We start from the raw sequence: 23,486 nt of genomic DNA, 5'->3' as shown, positions 1-23,486 counted from the left end.
TGTGTATATACACCGCCATAAATATTGAGAGGTGTATGATGCATTCATGGTTTTAGTTTTTCGTTGTGACTACGCGCGTCGCTCTGCAGCCGCATTTTCGACAAGTGCATAGCGCGCTCTTTCACTCGGTGTCATCGGGTTGATGTTTACATTAGATGCTTTTATTTATGCGCCAACTCGGCTTCACTGAACCACACATTCATGTGCTCTCATCTTATACTCATATTGAATAAGACCTGAGGATGTAATATTCACTTTAACATATGATCACAATAATACGAGTGACAGCAGTATTGACTGTGTTTTACGTTAACTCCATTAGATCAAGGCGGGCCATGAGACATTGTTAGACAAGGCTAGGTTTGCTTGACACGAGTGACAGAAAGACACCATAACTGAGTCTCTTGCCTTGTTCTGATAAAGCCCCCTTCCCACTCACTTTAATATTTGCGAAGTACAGTTTTAACCATACCAGAAGACTCTATCCAATTAATACATGCCGTTAAGGGTAACGCCTCGCTTATTTTAAATCCTTGGAAATAATCACAGTTAAGAGAATTTAAATACTCTATCACCCGATCACTATCGACTCCTTCTGCTACAACACTACACCCTAACCTTTTAGCTAAAAACACAGCGGTTTCCACAATAACGCGATCTTTTTCGTTGCTAATACACTCATCGATAAATGATCGGTCTATTTTGATTTGCGCTATCGACAATTCTTTAAGTAGTGAAAATGAGGAAAAGCCCGTACCAAAATCGTCAATACTGACTGCAAAACCCATTTCTATTAACGTTTCCACCAAGTCATGTGCCTGTGCTAAATCAGTCATCATCATGCTTTCTGTTAGCTCGAACATAACATGGCGTGCATCTACTTGTGCATTGTTAACATGAGAGGCGAGTAACCTGATTAAATCTTTTCCTAAGAAATCTTGGCTTGATAAATTCACGTGCACAATCAAGCAAGGGTCAGCTAGCAGCAATCGAGGTAAATCTTGAAACACCCGATTGATCACAAATAAACTCACCTGACGGATCATATTATTGTTCTCTGCAATGCCGATAAAACTCTCTGGCATGATCACTGAACCATCTTTCTGCGGCCACCTCAATAACGCTTCTGCGCCATGGATTTCTCCTGACTGTGCACACACAATTGGTTGATAATAAACCGTCAGTTCCCCACCATTTAACGCGGTTTTCAATCGGCTAATTAAATGAAATTCTTCGTCTGAATCTTGATGTAAATACTCATCAAAAATAACTAAGCTTTGTTTGGTACGTTTGGCACTGTACATGGCAATATCGGCTTGTTTGAGAAGGTCAATGGCATCTTTTGGCTCCTCACAGTTATAAATACTCGTACCCGCACTGTAATGAATGTCTACGCTAAGTTCATCAACTACTAAAGGTGTATGGAGCTCACTCAGCAGTGCATTATTTTGCCCATAAATATCGCTTTCTCGGTTGCCGTTTATAACGATAATAAATTCATCACCTCCCATTCGATACAAACTGTTATGTGGTAAAAGCGCACGCGAAAACCGTTCTGCCAAATGAATTAAAATTTTATCACCAAACAAATGTCCAATAGCATCATTCATCTGCTTAAAATTATTTAAATCAATCAACATAACTGAAAAATCGGTATTTGAATTTTGTAATGCCGAGATTTTTGCCATGCATTGCTGGCGATTTTCGAGCTGAGTTAAAAAGTCATGATGCGCATTAAAACGCTCTTTTTCAACAACTTGAGAAAGCTCAACCAAGCTATCTTTACTCATATTAATAATAATAATAACAAATACAGCGCCAAAAAATAGAATGAGCGACACACCTAAATCAAGCATGTTATCCACGTTTTTATCGAGCAGATAGGTAGCAAAAGCAACGTAACCAATTACAAAGAAAAGAATTAAAATTAACAGGACACGCCAACCCAAACGTGGTGAAATTTGGCACAGTTTAATCGCAGGCTTAAGTGATACACATAGACCTAAGGCACCCAATAAAACAAGAACTAATGCGAGTACATTCACAAACCATACCTATGCTTTCAATATGCATTGAGTATAGTTTAAATTTATCAAATTGCTGCTTACGTACTTAACTCAGAAGGCCTTTACAAGATAACCTCATTAAGGTCCTGCAAACTTGTTTAAGCTATTTCACATTAGCTGTTGCAAAGAATATGGTAGAGCTGATTTTTTTAATTATAGTTGTTACTTTTTAAGTGATTCCAAATAAGCATCTAAAGTATTTTCGATGCTATCTTCTACCCGTATCACCGCATGATCAATGATCATCATCAAGCAAGCGCACAAAATAGCGGTCATTCATTTTTAGCGTATGAATTTTATCTTTAAATTCAGATAATTATTTAGCGATGCTATGACATTCTATATTCATTCTGATGTCCTATTATTTCGTTTTAAGAATACCAGTTTGGTTAGCTGGCCACTCACTTCATCTTACGTAAGATGAGAGCAGACAAGTTGATCTAGAGCGGATTAAAGGCTCAAAAATCAATCATTGAGCCACTCATAGAATGTGTGAAATACACGGTAATAAGCGCTACGGTTTAGAGGTTGATTCTCTGGTGATGAGCTTAGCTTCGAGGGTCGTTTGCCTAACTTGCGCCTGTGTACCACCAATTTGTTCGATTAGTAAGTCTACCGCTTGACGCGTCATTTCTTCCACAGGCTGAGCAATGGTCGTTAACCCAGGCCAAATATGACGTGCAATTGGCGCATTATCAAAACCCGCGATTGAAATGTCCTCTGGTACTTTTAGTTGTCGTTGTGTCGCCAACTTTAATACCGCTGCGGCCATGTAATCATTTGAGGCAAACACTGCACTTGGTCGCGGATTAATATCCAAAATGGCCTTGGCGCTATCAGCTCCAGAATGGTAACTAAAGTTACCTTCAGCCACTAATTTATCGTCAAAAGTTAAGTTATGAGTGCTCAACGCGCGTTGATACCCTGAAAAACGTTGCTCCGTGGCACTGTGATCGGGGTGACCTTTAATAAAGGCAATATGGCTGTGGCCCAATTCAATTAAATGCTCCGTGATCTCAAATGCGCCCTGCTCATCGTTACTTCTTACTGAAATCGACTCGTCACCTTCAATTGCAGAGGCCACACGTGCATAATTAACATTCTTTTTCTTCAAAAATTCAATCAATTCAAGCGAGTCTGAAAACGGGGGCGTTAACACCAAGCCATCAAGTCGAGAGGTCATTAATAAATTTTCTATATTTGCGATTAATGCGTCGCCTCGTAACTCACATGGGTGGATCAAAAGATTATAATTGTGCTTATGACACGCTTCTAGCGCACCACTTTGAACTCGAGTGATATAACTCTTACTCGGATTATCGTACAAACACCCAATAATAAAGCTACGATTGCGGGCTAACCCTCTTGCGATTGGATTTGGCGTATAGTCGAGCTCTTTAAAGACTTTAAGTACTTTTTCACGTGTTGCCGGACTCACATTGGGTTCGTTATTGAGTACGCGAGAAACGGTCTTTTTAGACACTCCTGCATACGTGGCAACACTGTTAATCGTAACTTTTTTCATTCGGTCTAAGTCCTAGCCCTGATAACGCTCATGAATGCAGGCTGCTGCACCAATCAGAGGTATATTGTCTTGTACTACTAATGTCACCGGAATCTGTCCGGCATATTGCGACATCAGTCCTTTTTCGGTAAATCTTTCAACAAAGCGACTTGATAGTAATCTATCTGACATGCGCGGTAAAATACCCCCGCCAATAAATACGCCGCCCAATGCGCCAAAAGTAAGCGCTAAATCGCCTGAAACGCTACCAATCCAATCACAAAAATGATTGAGCGTTGCATCACAAATATCACACTCATCAGCCATTTCACTGACTTGTGCTGCGGTCAGGTTTTGTGGCGTAACCCCTCTCACTTTTGCCATTGTGCGATAAAGCCGTGCTAAACCTCGGCCTGAAAATACATCTTCAATTGACACATGCTTTAGCTCTGTACGCATTTCATCAATAAGCGCTTGATCTAAATCTGTCACTGAAGCCAACGAAATATGACCGGCTTCACAACTCATCACCGCACATCCGCCGGCATCTCTTACCAAACAGGCAGCACCAAACCCCGTACCAGGACCCATTACTGCAATATTCGCGGTTTGCTCTGCCTGCCCTGACTTAATAATAATATTTTGCTCAGGATCTAAATAAGGTGCAGCGTACGCAAACGCAGCAAAATCATTAATCACCGATAATTCATCAAAGCGCATTAAATCTTTCAACTCTTGAGAGTTAAAGTGCCACCCTAAATTTGTCAGATACACTTGATTTGCTTTAATTGGCCCAGCTACGGCTAAACAGGCACGTTTCGGTGTGTCTATCGTCAGCTGTTCTAAATAACAGTGTAAAGCAGCTTCAAATGATTGAAATTGGGCGCTATGAAAAGTCGCTTGATAAGATATGCTAAATTGATTGGTGTTTACGTCATAGTCCGTGATCACGGCAAAACGTGCATTTGTTCCCCCGATATCGGCAACGATGATGGGATCAAAATGAGTAAGTTGAAAGCTTGTTGTCTGGCTCATGTCGTTTTCTCTTTTGTCATTGCGCTGTAGCGCTTTGTTATTATGCCCAGAGCTATCACTCTCTAAACACTTTATTCCATTCGTCATTCAGTTAATTTTGCACGTTAACCGGCGTAAAAAAATGCTGCCCACACTCATGTGGACAGCGAATACGTTTTGACAACAAAATGATAAAACGGTGACATTATGACACCGGTGTCACAGATCATCAATAAAAATTTAGTAGAATAACGAAATTGGTTGAAATATTTATGTAATCCCCGACAATGTCTGAGTTACGTTGATTTGAGACCCAGAATGAAAAACAAAGCCAAAGCTACTTCTTTTGATATTGCACATTATGCAGGTGTATCACAATCAACCGTTTCGCGGGCCTTACGAAATAGTCCATTAGTTAATGATGAAACAAAACGTCGCGTGCATGAAATTGCTGAGCAACTCAATTATAAAGTAGACAAAAATGCCAGTAATTTACGCACCCAACAAAGTAGCACCTTGGCATTATTACTGTTTGAAGACCCAACCACAGACGAGTCACAAATAAACCCCTTCTTTTTAAGTATGCTCGGGAGCATTACCCGCGCCTGTGCAAAAGAAGGCTATGATTTATTGGTTTCTTTTCAATCAAGTAGTTCAGATTGGCGTGCAGATTACGAAGACAGCCATCGAGCTGATGGTATCATTTTATTAGGCTATGGTGATTATTTAGATTACCAAGCCCGATTACAAGAGCTACTTGACCAAGACACTAAGTTTGTCTGCTGGGGTGCCACAGTAGATAACCACCCCGATCTCACCGTTAGCTGCGATAATTACGGTGGCGGACAACTCGCCGCAGAGCACCTTTTTGCCTTAAATCGCACAGACTGCGCATTTATAGGCGACGCATCCAATCATAGCCCTGAATTTTTTGCGCGTTATAAAGGATTTAAAGACGCTTTTGAAGCGCGAGGTGTGACCCTTAATGACAGAAAAATAGCCAATGCAATTTCAACTGAAGACTCTGGGTACCACGCCACAAAATCTCTCATTGCCAATAACATCTCGTTTGACGCATTATTTGCAGCCAGTGATTTAATTGCCATTGGGGCAATTCGTGCATTATTAGAAGCGGGTATTAACGTGCCGGAAAATGTTCATGTTGTCGGCTTTGACGATATTCCTGCCGCCAGTTATGTGTCACCCACACTCACCACAGTGCAACAAAACACCACGTTAGCTGGGCAAATGTTAGTTAAAAACCTACTCTCATTAATTAAAAATGAGCCTGTAGAATCTACCTTGCTTCCCCCGTCATTGATTGTGAGAGGGTCATCCGATTAAAGTGCTGACCTTGTTCAATCAGCACGAGTCATTATGTCTCAATAACACATAGGTTTTGGCACATATAAATTAATCATCATCCGCATAAAAACTGCTGGCTTTATTAATATCTCCTTTACCATCATATTTCACGGTAAGCGGATAAGGAAAAACAGGTCGAGTACGAATAACCGTACCAGTTTGATCTTCCTTTTTGGTAAGTAAACTGTCTGGCGTCACTCCCCCGACAACCCAGTTTTCTAGTGCGGCCAACGCATCAAACGTGCTCGGCCCGGGTCCTTCAATTCCACAGTGCACAACCCCTGGCAATAAAAAGAGTCGAGCAAAATCTCTTACATTTTCTTTATTCTGCGCCATGAACTCTTCGACTTTCTCATACCAATCAATGGTCGCGTAAGCAGGAATTGCGGCATCAGACCAACCGTGTAAGATCAGCATTTTTCCGCCAGCTTGTTTAAATGCACGTAAATCAGGGTCATCTGCATTCATAAACTGACTCACTTCAGCCAAATTATCCTGCTCATTTTCATAAGAGAAATCACGCCAATCATAATTTATATCGAGCGCTTTAGGGTAAGCAATATACTTCAAATACTCTGTCGCAGCATAATAGTGGAACGGTTTAAGCGCCGATATTTGCGGCGCTACCCACCCCACCCACTCAGCCTCTGAGCCATAAGGTAGCCCGCCATAAATTACATCACCCTGACTGTTCAACGAAGCCGCATATAATGCTTCAACAGCGGCGACTTTGCCTTCAGATAAACACCCCTGTGTTTTGCCAGCTTCACACTGCAATGAAGTAGGCTTGAACGCACAAACACGCGGATCGCCAATCACGCCATCAATAATGCCATCTGTACCATCACATTCACGCATCACCTCTTCTGAAATCATCGCCACATCAAGCGGATTTAAAATGGGTTGGTCATTGTGGTCTAAAATGGCTTTGGCGTTATCCATACAATTCACTAAGTTGACGTCGGTATAGTTAATCGTTGGGCCTCGTGCAATTACCCCATCAAAGTCGTTCGGGTATCGCTTAGCCGCCATCAACCCCGCATGCCCACCTTTTGAGCACCCAGTAATAAACGAGTATTGCGCCTTAGTGTGGCAATACTTTTCCATAATGTCTTTGGCAACCACCGCCACAACATGGTTAGCACGATACGCAAAATCAACTTTCAGCTGTTCATTGTTCCTTGCCCATTTTCCATCAAACCCATAAGCAGTATGACCCCCATCATGACTCATCGTCGCATATTCTCGAAGAATGCCCGCCATGGTCGGGTAAGGGCTTACCTCACCACAAAACCCCATACATGCATTCAGCAGGTATTTTTGGTTCCATAGCGCCCTTGCGGGTAGCCTCAACTGAAAACGAATTGTGGGCGATACATAGCCCTCAACTAGACAATGGCTGGGTAAGTCTTTTATCGATTTGTCGACTGGCGCCCCCATTAAGCGGCTATATTTATACGCCCAATCAGCTTCTTCATCACTCATTGTATGGTTTTGTACAAACCGTGCCTTAATCACATTTGCCGCCGCTTCCCCTTCTTCTAGTTTAGAAAAATCAGCAAATTGTAAAGCGGCACATGCGCGTATTTCAGCTTGGTTAACGCCAGAAGCAGCCTGTGAAAATGGGGTGTAAGCTAATGCTGCCAAAACCGCTACAGACATAAAGCTATACACACCTTTATGTAACGAATTCATCATATCCCTTTATCTCCTTTAAATATGGGAAAAGTCATAACCGATAACTCAGTTATAGTGATATGACGATAATGAAAAAGTTTACTTTAATGGGTTATAGTAAGAAATAAGAATGGGTAACTTAGAGTGAATCGCCACGGATACGGAATCCCATTCATTTATCAATTCCACGGGTCCTTAGCCTTTTTCACCCGTCCCAAAAGTAAACACTTAGCCATATAAAAAAGCCCCTAAATAGGGGCCTATTACTTCTATATTCTAGTGACTTAACTCTTTCTCAACCACAGGATAATGATCCCATACTTGTTTATCTGCCAACGAGCGTACTAACTTGATGTATTCAGCATGTGTCCACGCTAATGGCGTAGCAGAGTTAGTGCCTTCACCAAATTTATAACCGTGTGGGTTAACCCCTACATTGTCCCAAACTTGTTCTGGCAGCATCATGCCTTCATTGGCAAATAGCTCCATGCCTTTGACATACGTGTGCTTGATTTTATCGGCTGTTTTAGCGTTCAAAGTATTATTTTGCGCTGCTCGCGCAATATCATAGTGACCACGTTCACCTGTAAAGAATGGCCAAACTCGACCGCGTTGTCCGGCGCTGTTTTTGCCGCCTTCCGCATAGTTTGTACCGCTGACTTTATCTTCGCCGTAGCCATCATTACCATAGCGACGATAGCCTGGATAAGTGCCCGACTCACCTTCAAAGGTAAAACTGTATTTTACTCTCAGCTCATCGGTCATGGTTTCATCATCATATTCAGGCAGTGTTGCTATGATACTCGGGGCATCTGCGCCACGCACACCATAACGAACTAACTCTAAAAATCCGCCATCAATAATGGCTTTTTTATTCATGCCCACTCGGCCGTTATTGCTGTTTACTGTGCTGTTACTACTGGGGTTTGAATCTTGCCCAATACGGAAGAAGTACTGCCCATCGCTCACTTGGCTGCCAGCTTGCTCAGCTAATACACCGTCACGGGTGAACATGAGCGCCTCAACTTGCATGTCGTATTTTTTTGCAGTCTCTAAATAGCGCTTTGCTGCGACACTATCACCGCTGTGCTTGGCGATATCCGCAGCAGTCACTAAACCTGAAATAACCGCTGCGGTAGTCGAAGGAGAATAACCGTTTTGCTCTTCCCAACGCTCTTGCTGTGTAGCCGGCGGCGTGATCTGCGTGTCATTCCATAGTATTTTTGCTTTACCACCATCAACTAAGAATTCAGCCGCCGGTTTCAGCATTTTTTTATACCAATACTGTAACTCTTGATCGCTCAGCACCTTCGCTTGATGCAGCTTCCACGCGAGCATAATCGGCATCGCGGTTTGGTCAAGCTGTACGCCAACCCACTCAAGTACGCCATCTACATGCGTTTTTTGTAAAAACCACCCTGTGTCACCTTGGTTGCCCGGTGTTTGCTTACTCACCTGCACTTTTTCTAAATATTCAAATGCGGTTTTAGCCGTAGCTGTATCGCCCATGGCCATAAATGCCATGGCAACTTGGTAAAAGTCCCTTACCCATACCGCTTTATAACCAGTATGACCTTTAATCGCAGGTACGGTATCGCCCCATGGATTCGATAACGAAGCAATAAGGGCACCTGCATGGGTTTTATCTTCTTGTGCTTTTAACACCAAGGCACTGGTAAATAATAACTTACCGCTGTCGGCACTGTGTTCAGATAGCTGCTCAATGGGCGCAAGTGAAGCGATATAATCTTCCCAACCAATGGCTTCGCCTTTGCCATTGTAGGCATCTAAAACCGCTTGATATCCTCTTGATAACGTCTGCTTCGCCTGCGCTGCACTGGTGGTTTGTGTATCAGCAAAGCTCAACACTACGTCAAAAGTGGCTGACTTTTCTACCTTACCTAACTCAGCTAGCAAGCTCACATTGCCATTACTTGTGCCTGTCGATGTATACTTTTGTGCTATTTTTTGCTGCTGTTGCAGTGCCACTAAGTTATCACTTTGCCCCGTAAAACCAACCGATGCCGCACTGAAGCCATTGTTGGCTTGCAGGGTTAAATAGTTATCACCTTCAAACGCCACTAACCCTTGCTCGGTCACTTTGGCACTGTCTCCTACACCATTGTTATTGATGTACGGATTAGCAGACACATACGTATTTAAGGTCGGCACATTTGATTTAACAACAGCGCGCACAAACAAACTTTGCCCGTCAGGGTCGGTAAATACGTGCTTTTCGAGACTAAAACGCCCTTGCTTGTCTTTACTGGTAATTTTATAAGCCAATGACAATGGCCTACCCTGCGCGTCTTTATGAAGATAATCTACAGAGACATCGAGTTCTTCAACATTACTTTCTTGTACGGTAAACCCAACACCTGAGCTATCCACTCCTGCCACAATAAATTGCATGTCTTTTAGTTGTGCTTGATGAATTAAACCAAACATGGTTTCAGTGATCATCCCCTGCGCGATAGAGAACCACACTTTTGATACGTCTTTTGTGCTCGCGTCGTCGCGATACTTACCCTCTAAATAAGCTTCATAAGAGGTGCCAATGCCGGTTTTTCCTGCAAAGGCCCAATAGGGGGAATCACCTGGTGCACCGGGCGCGATAGTGTCTGTCTTATTTTGCATATCGGCATGTTGACAACCTGCCAGCGACGCAGCCAATACGGTGCCTGTCATACTAGCAATCAGACGCTTACTAAAGTGTTTCATGATATTCCTCTAAGCAGTTGTTGTTTTTATACGCAGCACAGATACAGCAGCCAATAAGAATGACACACCACCAATCACTAATGCATAAATTGGTTGGTTCTCAAATAAATGGCGTAAAATCAGCCCTAAAATGCTGGCTGCAAGTAGCTGGGGTATTACAATAAAAAAGTTAAATATGCCCATAAACACGCCCATTTTATGACTCGGGATTGAATTACTTAACATGGCATATGGAAGCGATAAAATAGATGCCCAAGCAAAGCCAATACCCACCATAGGCAGCCATAACAAAGCAGGATCTGTAATAAATAAAAAGCTAATTAGTGCAATTGCACCCAAGACCAAGTTAAGCCCATGAGCGCCTTTTAAACCAATGCGCTTAACCATAACCGGAATGCATATCGCTGCTAAGGCTGCAAAACCATTATAAGCAGCAAACAATATCCCCACCCAATCAGCGCCATTGTTGTATGCTTGGCTGGTTGGATCGGTTGTACCATAGTGAAAGCTCGTCACGGCTGATGTGGTGTAAATCCACATCGCAAACAGTGAAAACCAACTAAAAAACTGTACAACGGCCAATTGGCGCATGGTATTTGGCATGGTAAATACATCATAAATGACTTCGTAAAATCCACCCGTAACCTGCTGATTATTTTGCAATACGCCCGCCACAAGCTGCACAACCGCAAAGCTCAATAGCAACCCAGCCAACAAATAGAGTTCTTTTTCTAGTGTAAAAGTCATAACACACCCAAGCAGGCTACCGCCGATGATGCCAAAAATGAGCGCGCCTTTAGCAAAGTTAATCGTTTTTAATGGCGCACGCTCTCTTAAATCGGCTGCATGTGCATTATCAAACTGCGCAAGTTCGTGTGGGCTATATTCTTTGGTTTTGAGAATGGTCCACATCACTGCAATAAATAAAATACCTCCCCCAAAATAGAACGCATATTTTACTGACTCAGGTATTTCTCCCGCCGCAGCGGTATTACTAACATCAAACCAATTTGTCATCATCCAAGGTAGTGCAGAAGCCACAACCGCCCCAACCCCAATGAAAAAGCTTTGCATTGAGTACCCTGTAGCACGTTGTTTTTCATTAAGATTATCGCCTACTAAAGCACGAAACGGTTCCATGGTGACATTAATGGACGCATCCATGATCCATAACACCCCCGCAGCAATCCAAAGCGTCGGTGAGTTTGGCATTATAAATAAGCACAATGTGGTAAAGAGTGCGCCATATAAAAAGAACGGCCTACGTCGACCAAGCTTGCCCCATGTTTTATCACTCCAATAGCCGATGATGGGCTGTACAATTAAACCAGTGAGAGGTGCCGCAACCCATAGGATCGGAATATCATCCACCGAGGCACCGAGCGTTTGAAAAATACGGCTCACATTGCCGTTTTGCAGTGCAAAACCAAATTGGATCCCTAAAAATCCAAAACACATATTCCAGATCTGCCAAAAGCTTAAATTGGGTTTTTGTTGTTGCATGGCTACTTCTCTTTTTGATAAACCACGCTTTCACGCGGGGCTAGCGTTAAGGTGATAGACCCTGAGGCATCTATCTGATGATTAGCTCTGGTATGAAGCAAATCTGTGACGGTAACGCCTGAATGACTGTGCCAGCTTTTTGGGAGTTTCAGAGTCACTGTATGACTTTGCTTTGCATCAAAGTTACTCACCACCAGCAATTGCTGCTGAGTATGCTCTCTAGTAAAAGCGATTATACGCTGCTTTGCAGGTTCTGAAGCACTATGTAATTTAAGTTCAGTAAGCTGTCCATAAGCAACCGCGGGAGCATTGTTTAATGGCATAAGCGTTTCATAAAATGCGCGTAATGAGCGCTGCTCTTGCGATAATAGTCCGCCATCAAAGGCACCATGATTCATCCACGCTTGGTGTGCGGGAACACCGATATAATCAAAAATACTGGTTCTACTCGGTTGGCCAAAACCAGCGTTTTCTGAACCATCTTCACCAACAGTTTGACCAAAGTACAGCATACTGGGCGATTGGCTGATTAAATGTGACACGACCATCGCCGGTTTTCCCATTCGCGCATCACCCACAAATTCAGGACTCGCTATGCGCTGCTCGTCGTGGTTTTCTAAAAAATGCAGCATATGAGGGGCGATATCTTGTACGCTGCGATGTGCAGACATCACTTGTTTTGCACTGCCAGTTTGTTGCATCAGCGCCTTTAAACTGTCATAAAAACCTACTTTATCATACAGATAATCCATTTTACCTTGGTGAATATAAGGTCGGTATAAACTTGGGTTATATACCTCAGCTAACAAAAAGGCATGGGAGTTTTTGGTCTTGATTGAGGAATTTAAAAAACTCCAGAATTCAACTGGCACCATTTCTGCCATATCGTAGCGAAACCCATCAACCCCTTTATCTAACCAAAAATAAACAATTTCTCTAAATTTATACCAACTATTGGGTAAATTCTGCTGCTGCCAAAAAGCATAGTGCTCGCTAACCTCTTTATCTGCAAAATTTGCGGGGAGCCTTGGAAAGTCATAACTGCCATCGGGTTTAACGCCATAGTTTACTTTTACAGTTTCATACCAATCATCAATGCTCGGCTGCGCTGCACGAGCGCCATTGCCCGTCCATTTCGCTGGAAATTCAGAAAAATTGCCATCTGATAAATAATGAGGTTGCCCGCCTAAGGGCTGATAATTATCACTTTTTGGCACCGAGAAGGCTTTGTCTGTCACATAATAAAAGTTATTGTCTCGTGCGTATTCAACAGCGACATTATCTCCTTCACCAAAATTTGTAACGCCGTCAGGGGGTGAGATAGAGTGATAATTACGTGCCACATGGTTAGGCACAATATCGATAATCACTTTCATACCAGCTTGATGAGTACGCGTGATCAACTGGGAAAACTCATTCAAACGCTGCTGTGGATTAAGCGCCAAATCAGGGTTTACATTGTAATAGTCTTTAATCGCATACGGCGAACCCGCACGGCCTTTTACCACATCGGGATCATCACTTTGCATCTCAGTTAACTTATTTTGAGATACCATGGCGTGGTGTAAGACACCGGTATACCACATATGTGTTACGCCTAGCTTTTTAATCTCTGTAAGGGCCTTTGGTGTGAAGTCTTTAAACTTACCTACGCCATTTTGAGTGACGCTGCCCCAAGGAATATTAGCAGTTTGCGTATTTCCGAATAAACGGGTGAATACTTGATACACAACAGGTTTCCCGTCTAAAGGTGATGTAGCATTAACAGCATGCGTATTCGCCTGTTGCTTTTTTTCCTCAAATTCAGATGTATAGTGAGTACATGCACCCAGCAGTAAACACGTCATCATGCCAGATACCAAACGCCTTCTTTTCATCACGCTTACGTGCATACTTGTTGTCATAATTGTTTCATTGTTATTAATTATCTATTTCAGTCTACCTTGGCATACCCACCGGACTGAACCGCCTGCATACGTATTCAGCCGACTAATTCATTGTTAACACATACTTTAAATGGCACATTTTTATAATGAAGCCAAAAATACCCCATGTTTTGGTAACGCCGATGCCGTTTTATCAATTAAGAGTCTAAGGCTACTAAGTAACTCCTCACGCTGCTCTGCAGTTAACGTGTCAACTAAAGGATGTTGCTGCTGCGGGTTCACACCTTGACCTAGCATCACCTGCTGCCAAGCAACTGAACTAAATAAGTCTGTTACCTCGCTATGGATGACTCCGGTTCCTTTGAATAACGCAATTTTACGCTTGAGGCTGTCTGGAATAGGCATAGTGTGACACAAACGCCAAAAGTCACTATCGGCACGGTCATTGAGCTTATAATGCAAAATAACAAAGTCACGTATCTGTTCAAGTTCTTGTTGAGTTTCTCTATTAAATATATCTCTGCTTTGTTGTGTTATGTCATTTTGTGGAAATAGCTTTAATAAACGCACCGCCGCAGTTTGAATAAGGTGAATGCTGGTTGACTCTAAAGGTTCTAAAAAACCGCTAGATAGCCCAATAGCCACGACATTTTTACACCAAGGTGTAAGCCGTCTACCAGTACGAAAACGTAGATGCTTTGGTTTGCCTAATGTATCGCCAGATAGACCGGCTAAGAGGATCGCTTGGGCCGCTTCGTCACTCATGTGTTTACTTGAATACACAAGGCCATTGCCAATGCGGTGTTGTAATGGAATTTCCCACCGCCAACCCGCCGGATGTGTTATAGAACGTGTGAAAGGTGCAATATCATCACTTAACGGGTTGCTTTGTACCGCAATCGCTCTGTCACATGGCAACCAATGCGACCAGTCTTCAAAACCACAATTCAGTGCTTTTTCGATTAATAGCCCGTGCATGCCGGTACAGTCAATAAATAAGTTTCCTGAAACCCGTTGGCCGTCGGCTAAGTCTAGTTGCTCAATAAATCCACTCTCTTCATTCACACGCACTGAACTTACCGTACCCGCTATACGTCTTACCCCCAAGGTTTGCGCATGCTGACTTAAAAATACCGCATATTGCTGCGCATCAAAATGATAGGCATAAGCAAGGCCTTTGAGCTGTGTATTAGGAATAGTGTGCAGTTTGGCGAACTTATGCTGCTTGGCAGCTTGATAATTTAATGAAAAATCCCAAAAGTTGCTTTGATCACCCTGTGATTTAGCCGCTAGCCAATGATGGTAAAATTCACAAAAAGGAAAGTCTTTACCGATTGTGCCAAAGGCATGCATATAACTGGGTACGTCTTTACTCCAGCCTTCAAACTGGATCCCTAACTTTATCGTGGCGCTTGTAGCCTTAATAAATGCTTTTTCATCGATACCCAGTGCACCATTGAACGGTAAAATCGGTGGGATCGTTGCTTCACCGACTCCTACCGTCGCAATATCGTCTGATTCAATAAGCGTAATATTTAACTGTTTCCCCATGACTTTGGCAAACAATGAGGCTGTTAACCACCCTGCGGTGCCTCCGCCAACAATGGTGAGGTTTTTTATTCTTTGCTCTGCCATGTGTGCCTCCTGTGATCCACTCTCGAGCTTGCAAAAAACACAAAAGCCCTTGCTGCATATACAACAAGGGCTTTGTTAGTGTGAACGATTCATCGGTTAATCACTAAAACTTATAGCTAAAACCCAATAAATACGTGCGGCCGTAGTCTTGGTAATCTCGTACCTGTAACGGATTGTCACCCGACAATGCTGTGAAAGGCTCTTCTGTGATATTCTGCACCTGAAGACTCATCGATAATCCTGCGAGTTGATCAAATCCACCTTCAGCGAAATCATATCCTAACTGAGCATCCCAAATGGTTTCACCTAAAATATCCACTTGCACAGTATCAAAGCCTAGACCATAAACATCACCTTTAAATGCACTGCGTTTGCGCATACTTGCTCTGGCTTGAAAACCATTATTTTCATAATATAGTGTAAAGCTTTGAATGCGATCAGATAACCCTGGTAAGTCGTATTCATTGCCATTTTGATCTTCAATATCTGATTTAACACTGGTATGGCTCGCCATCAAGCCAACACCCTCTAAGCTGTCATGAAACATGTTAAATGGCAGTGTTAATGCCACCTCATAGCCCCAAAGATCTCCACCACCGCCATTGACTTTACCTGAACCACTTCCGGTTGAATTTGGAGGAAGCTCTCCTGAGATTGGATCAACGACGCCTGTCATATCAATTTCGTAAGTACCATCAAAAACCCATTGTTTCAGGTCTTTTTGAAACACAGCGACCGAGAAATACCCTTCCGCACTAAAGTAATTCTCATACGTTAAATCTAACCCTACAGACTCTTTCGGCTCCAGTGTTGGATTACCACCATTAACTTCCCAGTAGTTACCATTTTCATCAGGTCGTTGATTATAGGTGGCGTTTATTGATGCATTCATTTCATCCAAACGCGGACGAGAAATCGTTTTAGCAACCCCGAAACGTATCGTTTGAGTTTCATCAAGCGCAATTGATAAATTTAAACTTGGTAATACATGTGAATAATCGTGCTCAACCATCGTTGGTGAAGTAACAACTTTGCCGTCAACACTATTAAATGCGTTGCCTTTACCCGTTTGTTTTGTTTTTACATACCGCAAACCAGCGTTACCCGTTAACGGTAACCCTGCAATATCAGCATCGATATTCGCTTGAATATATGCAGCAGTCACTTCTTCATCAACAGACCAAGACTTGGTGGCATGACTTGGATTAGTGAGACTTTCGGCTAACAAATCAAACTTTCCGTCAGCAACCATGCGCCTTGAATCATAGGCTATCATGTTACCCATACCGATAAAGTCGAGATTTGCGCTACCTAAACGATACTCTTCAGGCACCATCATCATCCCCGGATTATTCGGATACGAGAATTCTCCTGATGTCATAAAGTACCCTTCTGATACTTTCGTTTTTTCTCGCTCTCGGCGAGAAATACCAAACTCAATACTGTCTACAAAATCATTCTCTAGTGCTTGCTTTGCTGCCAGCTTTATTGCATTTAGTTCATCATCTATAGTTGGGGCATTAATAAAACCATCTTGCAATTGGTTTTCGTAATCAGTGCCTACTACACCATATTTTTCATTGAGCGCGGAGCTCCAGCCCCAAGACAGCGGACCACCAATTTGAATTAAATTATAATCACTGTAATCTAGCTGGTGAGAAAATTGTGCCCCAGTATTACTGTCTAAAAACGTATACCCTAAGTTATCAGCAACGCCACGCGCATCCCCTCGCCCTGTCCCTGAGTAACTTTCTAAACTCCATACTTTTCTGTCGACACTGGAATGACTCACATCTAATTCAACTGAGAGCGTTTCACTCACATTATAATTTGCGTTAAAGCCAAATGATGTGAGCTCTGCATCGCGATCTTCATAATCATTACGCACCACAACGCGTTGCCCCTGCGTGACTGCACTGCTGATAAACCCAGATTCAGAGTCGATCGTCGCACTAGACGCGGCAATAGCGCCTTGCCCCCATGCAAATGGAATTTCAATCCCTCTTAGGATCTTTTCATCTTTAAAATCAACATAAAGTGCATCAAATACCATAGATAGTTGATCATTTGGTGACGCTTCTAATACCAGCATAGCTGAGTCACGTTCAAGCGTTGAAGAGCGCACAAAAGGTTTAGCACCACCCAAAATTGAATACTGTTTACCGTCAGAACCTTCAAACTCTGGGTAACCCCACGAATTCCAGCGTTTTTCTTGGTTCGGCGATGTCATCGTTGACAGAGCAACCGCCACCCCTATGGTGTCATCAGCAAATTTATCTATATACGAAACCGTGCCGCGAAAGCCGTCATCATTGCCATCAGGGTTTAACTTGTCAAAGCTTGTTTGCTCATATTGGCCATTCACTTGCACAACACGGTCATCCACACTCAATGGCTTGACTGTTTGCATATCAATGACACCCGCTATCCCTTCAGCTTCTAAACTGGCACTCGGCGTTTTGTACACCGTAACGCCACTCATGATCTCTGACGGATACAAATCAAATTCCACACCCCGGTTGTCTGAAATAGACACCTGCTCACGGCCGTTAAATGTAGTGGCACTTTCGTTTTCACCAAAGCCGCGAATACTGACTTTACTAGCACGACCATCAAGACGCTGTGCTGTTAAACCTGGTAACCGCGCTATTGATTCTGCAATAGAAGAATCAGGTAATTTCCCTATGTCTTCAGCTGAAATAGATTCAACAACTTCAGAAGAAAAGCGTTTGGTATTGATAGATTCAATCACGCTTGCTCTAAAGCCTTTAACTTCGATAACTTCGACTTTCTTGTCTGAATCGACTTTCTTTTCTTGTGCTGCATAAGCAGTATGAGAACTAACGCCGGCTCCGATTAGAGCAAGTGTTAACATACTTGGTTTGAACATAGACATAGTGTTTTATCCCAATTACCCAATTTTTATTGCCAGAGTATATGTCGTGATAGGCGCTTGTTTGGCACAAGCAGACGTATCTCTAACTTCTTTTGTTGTCAGGATGAATAGTAGCGCCCTCTTAATTTCATAAACAACTTTATGCATACGTATTCAACACCTATTACACCTTAAAATATTTACATCCTACTCACAGCAAAAACCACTAAGCTCATGTATTATATTGAAATATTAAATAATACATGGGGGATTATATTATTACAGCAATTTTTCGATTCCTTACTAAAAAATTAACTTCAATCTAATATAAACGGTCCAACAGGTGTTCTTCACATACTTAACCTACATCACAGCACCCAAAAGTGTAAATTGGTCTTACCAAAATTACATAGGTAACCCTTACTAATTATGGCGCCTTTACTTTACTAAACCCCATGCCTACAAAAATTGGTTAACTTAACTGACAATATACAATCGTGCGCAATAACCCATGATCGCAACAGGTTAAGTATGGCTATTTTTGCTGCATACGTATGCAACCTTTTTACAGCTTTTAGCGCATCACGTATGCTTTTAACCATTATTGCACTGCACTTACATCACCTTTACTGAGTTCTTGTGAGTAAGCTGCATCGAGCACAAATTTGGAGAAAGTGCATGGCTCAACATCCGTGGTGGCAAGGGGCGGTGATTTATCAGATCTACCCTCGCAGTTTTCAAGATACAAATGGTGATGGTATTGGTGATCTAAAAGGGATCATTAACAAGTTAGATTACATTCAGTCTTTAGGCATAGACGCAATTTGGATCTCTCCTTTTTTCAAATCTCCCATGAAAGACTTTGGCTATGACATTAGTGACTATCGAGATATCGACCCCATGTTTGGGAGCCTGGACGACTTTGATACTTTAATAGCACAAGCACACCAACGTGATATAAAAGTCATTATTGACCAAGTACTCAGTCACACGTCTAACGAACATGACTGGTTTAATGAAAGTCGTACTGATAAAAACAACAATAAAGCAGATTGGTACGTATGGGCAGATGCTGAACCAGATGGCAGTGCACCAAATAATTGGCTGTCTATTTTTGGCGGTTCAGCGTGGCAATGGGAACCAAGACGTTGCCAGTACTACTTGCATAACTTCTTGACTGAACAACCCGATCTGAACTTTCATAATCCAGAAGTACGACAAGCGGTATTAGACAATGTGGAGTTTTGGTTAAAAAGAGGGGTAGATGGCTTCCGCCTTGATGCCATTAACTTTTGTTATCATGATGCGCAACTGAGAGACAACCCAGCAAAGCCAAAAGAATTACGCCAAGGCCGCGGGTTCAGTGAAGATAACCCATATGCATTCCAGTATCACCACTATAATAATACCCAACCTGAAAATTTAGCATTTATGCAAGAAATTCGTCAGTTACTTGACCGCTACCCAGGCGCTGTTAGCTTAGGAGAAATTTCTTCTGAAGATTCGCTAAAGACCATGGCAGAGTATACCTCAGGTGGGAACAAGTTGCATATGGGCTATAGTTTTGAGCTGCTTACAAATGACTACAGCGCAGCCTACATTCGTGAAACCGTCACCAAGCTTGAGCAAGAAATGACACAAGGCTGGCCTTGCTGGGCTTTTAGCAATCACGATGTAGAGCGTGTTGCGAGTCGTTGGAGCCTGAATGATACAACCGACCCAAAACAAGCAGCAATGTTGTCTGCGTTACTCGCATCACTGCGCGGCAGTATTTGTGTATATCAAGGAGAAGAGCTTGGCCTTGGTGAGGCTGATGTTGCATTTGATGATTTACAAGACCCTTATGGTATTACCTTTTGGCCTACCTTTAAAGGCCGTGACGGGTGTCGTACTCCCATGCCTTGGCGTAACAATGGCGAGTTTGCAGGATTTAGCACACATACGCCTTGGCTACCTCTTTGCCAAGAACACGCGGCTTATTCAGTTGAACAACAGCTCGCAGAGCCCGATTCAACTTTACAGTTATTTAGCCATTTTATGGCATGGCGAAAAACAATGCCGACTTTATTGTTTGGTAATATTGAATTTATAGACACGCAAGAACCCATACTGGCATTTTATCGCCGCTATCAAAGCGAGCGCACTCTGTGCGTATTTAACCTCAGTGATCAAGCCCAGTTACTCAGGTTAACACTCACAGCGCCGAGTAAACACACTGAGTTACGCCACAATGTGGGTCACTATGACGACGGTAGTATTACACTTGAAAGCCACGGCTGTTTTATCGCGAATGTATAGTGTATAGCTACATTCAAACAATGACTTTACAATAGCAGTGGTTTTTTTAAGAAAAAAGGTGCCTTAATGGCACCTTTTTCAATCGTGGCTTAACATAAGCTTCCAGCCTAACGTAACGTTTATCTATTTTCGGCTTTAAATTTTTTCGTCATGCCTTGGCTTGCGGGAGAAACCAATCTATATCCCAACTTTTCATAAAAGACAGGCTCATCAGCTATCATTGAAACGTAAGAGCCTTCTAACGCAACGGATGCTAGATAATCATCAATGTAATTCATAATTTTTCGACCAAGTCCCTGCCCTTGATAGCCCGGGTCGACTGCAATATCAACCACTTCAAAGTTACAGGCGCCATCACCTATCACTCGGCCCATACCAATCAGCTCTAAACCATCTCTCACAGAGACAGCATACAAGGAATTTGGCAACCCGATTTTTGCTGCTTCTAATGATTTTGCAGACAAGCCTGCCGTAACGCGAAGCGCGCAAAACTCGTCTGGTGAGGGGGGTTTTTCTTCAAACGTATAGGTCATTGTGTATTCTCCCATGTTTATATGCGGGTAGAATACACAAAACAACTGTATATAAAAACAGATTTCCGGTTGTTCACGCATTGCAAAATAGAAGACACTCTGCAAAGTTGGTATGCTCATTACCCAGCTTGACGTTGAACTGATGAAAATTGGCTATGATCTGAGAGTAACTCAAACAGCGAGTCGATTTTTTGTGCCTTTTCATATAGCCAGCCCTGATGAATAGTGACGCCATGCGCAATCAGGTAATTTGCTTGGGTTTGAGTTTCGACACCTTCTGCAATCAACTTCTTATTGAGATTGCCTGCCATGTCAATCATTGCGTTTAAAACTGGCGACTGGAGGTTATCTAAACCTATTGATGCAACAAAGCTCTGATCAATTTTCAATAAATCAATGGAAAAGCTTTGTAAGTAATGCAGGCCACTGTAGCCTGTACCAAAATCATCAATGGCCACTTCTACACCCCATGTTTTAATATTTTCAAGTATGCTTTTCACCTCAGACTGTGAAAGCACATCTCTTTCGGTGAGCTCTATGGTGAGGTTTTGGATCTCTTGACTGGCTAAATGCAGTATACCTAAATAACCGCTATTGCTAAGAAGCTGCCCATTTACATTAAAAGAAACTTTAAACAATGGGTTTGTTACTAAGATGGGCGCGAGTTCCCGTAACGCTTGTTTTATTTGTGCTATCGAAATCTGTACGATCGCCCCACTACGCTCAGCTTCAGGAATAAACAACGCAGGGTTCAATTCGCCTTCAACGGGGTGTAACCATCGGATCAACACTTCAACACCCACAACATTCCGCGTTGTCGCGTCGATGAGTGGCTGATAAACATTAAATAACTCATGCTGCGATATAGCGCGTCTTAATTGCGACTTTAGCCCCATTTGTCTTTTGTCGTAATAATTTAGAAGAATACATAGCATCAACCACGACAGGGTATAAAACACTGTTATGACTATTAAAAGTTGCGTATCAAGCTTAAATAAATCCGTGTTGTTACTCGCCACTAAAAGCGAAATTTGCGGAAGAGCGGTGAGTGGTTTCGCAAAAATATATTTATTGCGGCCGTCATCGAATAACCCCGAACCTTTGTACTCTTCCTGCAATGGAAACAGCGAAGTGTCTAATGGTAAACTGTACTGCCCCTTTAGAATGATAGGGACTCCCGTTAACGAGTCAACCAATGCCACAAAATCCAAATATGAATACTGTGCTAGATTGAGTGATCCGCGCAACCATGTAGATGGCAATAAAACGTTAATCTCATATCCATCAGTCCGTGTTCTCGCTAATACAAACGCCGACATTTCTAAATAGTCGCTAATTATCGGGCCATGATACCTTAGCCCAGCCGCCTTGATAGGCTCTGTGGTTTGAATCGCAGGCACCACTGCACCAAATGAGTTACACGCCAGTAGCCCAGATGAATTAACAATACCAATTTCACTGACCGCTGGGTTTTTAAATACTTGTTGTCGTAATAGCTTTAAGGTACTCGAGTTACATGCTGTCTGTATTGTCTCTGCCTCACGTAAAAACTGATCAACAAGGTGTATTTGTGAGTTAAGCTCAAGCTGAATTTTATGCGCTATATGCTGTAAGTGCTGTTTAGAAGACTGCTTTTTTTGAATGTAAAGAACTGAAGAAATAACCCCAAAAACAAAGCTACACGCTAACCAAGCATAAAATATATTTTTGATCTGCTTGTTCAATGCACGTTTACCTTTTTTTGGCATGGCTATTTCTTCTCCGCTGACCTCTTTCATTAGCTGAGTCAGTGTAAGTCACAAATGAGTCATTTAGATGACTAACAATCCTAAAAGAGGACAGCGCTAAAAACAGATTTATGAAGGCAGTACAGATCCATAAAACTCTTGTATCCATAGTCAGGTAGCGCTTTCCATCTTTCCCACATGATAATTATCAGTCGACGAGCCAAATCAGAAACCACGCATAACCAGTTCTTCCACCAGATCACAAATTAAAGTACTGGAATTCTTAAAACATTTAAGTAAAAATGCAGACCAAGCACGAGATGCTAATAATGCTAATTTGTATTTAATGAATTTTGGTAAGTTGTATGAGCAAAACCCTGTGTGAATGGAAACGAAAAGACATCGAGAGTAAAGCGTCTCAACTCGTTGAAATTCTCTCACCGAGTCGTTTCTTTTGTAAAAAGTGTGTGCGTTCCGCCAGCGATAAAAAGTACCTATGTAAAGGGACTAAACTAAAATAATCATTCGTATTTGCACTTAAATTTATACCTGCGCCATCGTTAACGCAAAAATATAGCCGGTAAGCTTTAATGAGAGTGATTGCGCTTTTTGCTTCAGGCAAAAACCACTACTTTTTTCATCTAAAGCATTATTTTTCTTTGATTTTTTCACTTAGCTACTT

Annotated in this window: 14 protein-coding genes; 2 read left to right on the top strand and 12 right to left on the bottom strand. The window is 42.4% G+C overall.

The genetic code is table 11. The features are described from left to right. Positions 1-440: 440 nt before the first annotated feature. The 3 genes from CWC18_RS03605 to glk form a co-directional block, all read right to left on the bottom strand. Complete coding sequence (locus CWC18_RS03605) at positions 441-2,045, bottom strand: putative bifunctional diguanylate cyclase/phosphodiesterase (protein ID WP_171041025.1); 1,605 nt, start codon at positions 2,043-2,045, stop codon at positions 441-443. Between the two features lie 535 nt (positions 2,046-2,580). Further along, the gene (locus tag CWC18_RS03595) at positions 2,581-3,591 is read right to left on the bottom strand and encodes a LacI family DNA-binding transcriptional regulator (protein WP_138592766.1); all 1,011 of its coding nucleotides are present in this window, start codon (positions 3,589-3,591) and stop codon (positions 2,581-2,583) included. A gap of 12 nt (positions 3,592-3,603) precedes the next feature. Further along, positions 3,604-4,605 (bottom strand): glucokinase, encoded by a 1,002-nt coding sequence (gene glk / locus CWC18_RS03590; RefSeq protein WP_138674725.1) that lies wholly within the window; start codon positions 4,603-4,605, stop codon positions 3,604-3,606. Between the two features lie 297 nt (positions 4,606-4,902). Between glk and CWC18_RS03585 the strand changes: the two genes are divergently transcribed. Continuing rightward, on the top strand, positions 4,903-5,928 hold the full coding sequence (locus tag CWC18_RS03585; RefSeq protein WP_138674724.1) for a LacI family DNA-binding transcriptional regulator: 1,026 nt from the start codon (positions 4,903-4,905) through the stop codon (positions 5,926-5,928). 69 nt (positions 5,929-5,997) lie between these two features. Here the strand turns inward: CWC18_RS03585 and CWC18_RS03580 are convergent, their stop codons facing one another. The 6 genes from CWC18_RS03580 to CWC18_RS03555 all read right to left on the bottom strand — a co-directional run bounded on the left by CWC18_RS03580 (position 5,998) and on the right by CWC18_RS03555 (position 18,267). Further along, entirely contained in the window at positions 5,998-7,647 is a 1,650-nt protein-coding gene (locus CWC18_RS03580; RefSeq protein WP_138674723.1) for a tannase/feruloyl esterase family alpha/beta hydrolase, read from the bottom strand. Between the two features lie 255 nt (positions 7,648-7,902). Next, positions 7,903-10,347 (bottom strand): glycoside hydrolase family 15 protein, encoded by a 2,445-nt coding sequence (locus CWC18_RS03575; RefSeq protein ID WP_138674722.1) that lies wholly within the window; start codon positions 10,345-10,347, stop codon positions 7,903-7,905. A 9-nt stretch (positions 10,348-10,356) separates the two neighbouring features. Then, positions 10,357-11,850 (bottom strand): MFS transporter, encoded by a 1,494-nt coding sequence (locus CWC18_RS03570; RefSeq protein ID WP_138674721.1) that lies wholly within the window; start codon positions 11,848-11,850, stop codon positions 10,357-10,359. Positions 11,851-11,852: 2 nt separating this feature from the next. Further along, the gene (locus CWC18_RS03565; RefSeq protein ID WP_434059911.1) at positions 11,853-13,727 is read right to left on the bottom strand and encodes an alpha-amylase family glycosyl hydrolase; all 1,875 of its coding nucleotides are present in this window, start codon (positions 13,725-13,727) and stop codon (positions 11,853-11,855) included. A 150-nt stretch (positions 13,728-13,877) separates the two neighbouring features. Beyond that, positions 13,878-15,371 (bottom strand): tryptophan halogenase family protein, encoded by a 1,494-nt coding sequence (locus CWC18_RS03560; protein WP_138591466.1) that lies wholly within the window; start codon positions 15,369-15,371, stop codon positions 13,878-13,880. Between the two features lie 103 nt (positions 15,372-15,474). Continuing rightward, a complete protein-coding gene (locus CWC18_RS03555) occupies positions 15,475-18,267 on the bottom strand; it encodes a TonB-dependent receptor (protein ID WP_138674720.1) in 2,793 nt (930 codons plus the stop codon). A gap of 657 nt (positions 18,268-18,924) precedes the next feature. On the opposite strand from CWC18_RS03555, the gene CWC18_RS03550 reads away from it, so the two are divergent. Then, on the top strand, positions 18,925-20,544 hold the full coding sequence (locus CWC18_RS03550; RefSeq protein ID WP_138591468.1) for an alpha-glucosidase family protein: 1,620 nt from the start codon (positions 18,925-18,927) through the stop codon (positions 20,542-20,544). A gap of 119 nt (positions 20,545-20,663) precedes the next feature. Here the strand turns inward: CWC18_RS03550 and CWC18_RS03545 are convergent, their stop codons facing one another. From CWC18_RS03545 to CWC18_RS21690, 3 genes are all read right to left on the bottom strand, one after another. Next, positions 20,664-21,077: a GNAT family N-acetyltransferase gene (locus CWC18_RS03545; protein WP_138591469.1), complete on the bottom strand. Its 414-nt coding sequence runs from the start codon at positions 21,075-21,077 to the stop codon at positions 20,664-20,666. 119 nt (positions 21,078-21,196) lie between these two features. After that, entirely contained in the window at positions 21,197-22,855 is a 1,659-nt protein-coding gene (locus tag CWC18_RS03540; protein ID WP_249348276.1) for an EAL domain-containing protein, read from the bottom strand. Positions 22,856-23,347: 492 nt separating this feature from the next. Further along, positions 23,348-23,476 (bottom strand): hypothetical protein, encoded by a 129-nt coding sequence (locus tag CWC18_RS21690; protein ID WP_283235313.1) that lies wholly within the window; start codon positions 23,474-23,476, stop codon positions 23,348-23,350. Positions 23,477-23,486 lie beyond the last annotated feature (10 nt).

The organism is Pseudoalteromonas aurantia, assembly GCF_005886875.1.
GTDB lineage: Bacteria > Pseudomonadota > Gammaproteobacteria > Enterobacterales > Alteromonadaceae > Pseudoalteromonas > Pseudoalteromonas aurantia_A.
Note: the sequence above shows the minus strand (reverse complement) of the source record. Positions and strands in the feature narration are given on the sequence as shown.

Excerpts from the sequence above, each read along its gene's own strand:
- CWC18_RS03570 (WP_138674721.1), bottom strand. The coding sequence starts at position 11,850 with ATGCAACAACAAAAACCCAATTTAAGCTTTTGGCAGATCTGGAATATG.
- glk (WP_138674725.1), bottom strand. The coding sequence starts at position 4,605 with ATGAGCCAGACAACAAGCTTTCAACTTACTCATTTTGATCCCATCATC.
- CWC18_RS03555 (WP_138674720.1), bottom strand. The coding sequence starts at position 18,267 with ATGTCTATGTTCAAACCAAGTATGTTAACACTTGCTCTAATCGGAGCC.
- CWC18_RS03545 (WP_138591469.1), bottom strand. The coding sequence starts at position 21,077 with ATGACCTATACGTTTGAAGAAAAACCCCCCTCACCAGACGAGTTTTGC.
- CWC18_RS03560 (WP_138591466.1), bottom strand. The coding sequence starts at position 15,371 with ATGGCAGAGCAAAGAATAAAAAACCTCACCATTGTTGGCGGAGGCACC.
- CWC18_RS03565 (WP_434059911.1), bottom strand. The coding sequence starts at position 13,727 with ATGAAAAGAAGGCGTTTGGTATCTGGCATGATGACGTGTTTACTGCTG.
- CWC18_RS03595 (WP_138592766.1), bottom strand. The coding sequence starts at position 3,591 with ATGAAAAAAGTTACGATTAACAGTGTTGCCACGTATGCAGGAGTGTCT.
- CWC18_RS03550 (WP_138591468.1), top strand. The coding sequence starts at position 18,925 with ATGGCTCAACATCCGTGGTGGCAAGGGGCGGTGATTTATCAGATCTAC.
- CWC18_RS03580 (WP_138674723.1), bottom strand. The coding sequence starts at position 7,647 with ATGATGAATTCGTTACATAAAGGTGTGTATAGCTTTATGTCTGTAGCG.
- CWC18_RS03540 (WP_249348276.1), bottom strand. The coding sequence starts at position 22,855 with ATGAAAGAGGTCAGCGGAGAAGAAATAGCCATGCCAAAAAAAGGTAAA.
- CWC18_RS03575 (WP_138674722.1), bottom strand. The coding sequence starts at position 10,347 with ATGAAACACTTTAGTAAGCGTCTGATTGCTAGTATGACAGGCACCGTA.
- CWC18_RS03585 (WP_138674724.1), top strand. The coding sequence starts at position 4,903 with ATGAAAAACAAAGCCAAAGCTACTTCTTTTGATATTGCACATTATGCA.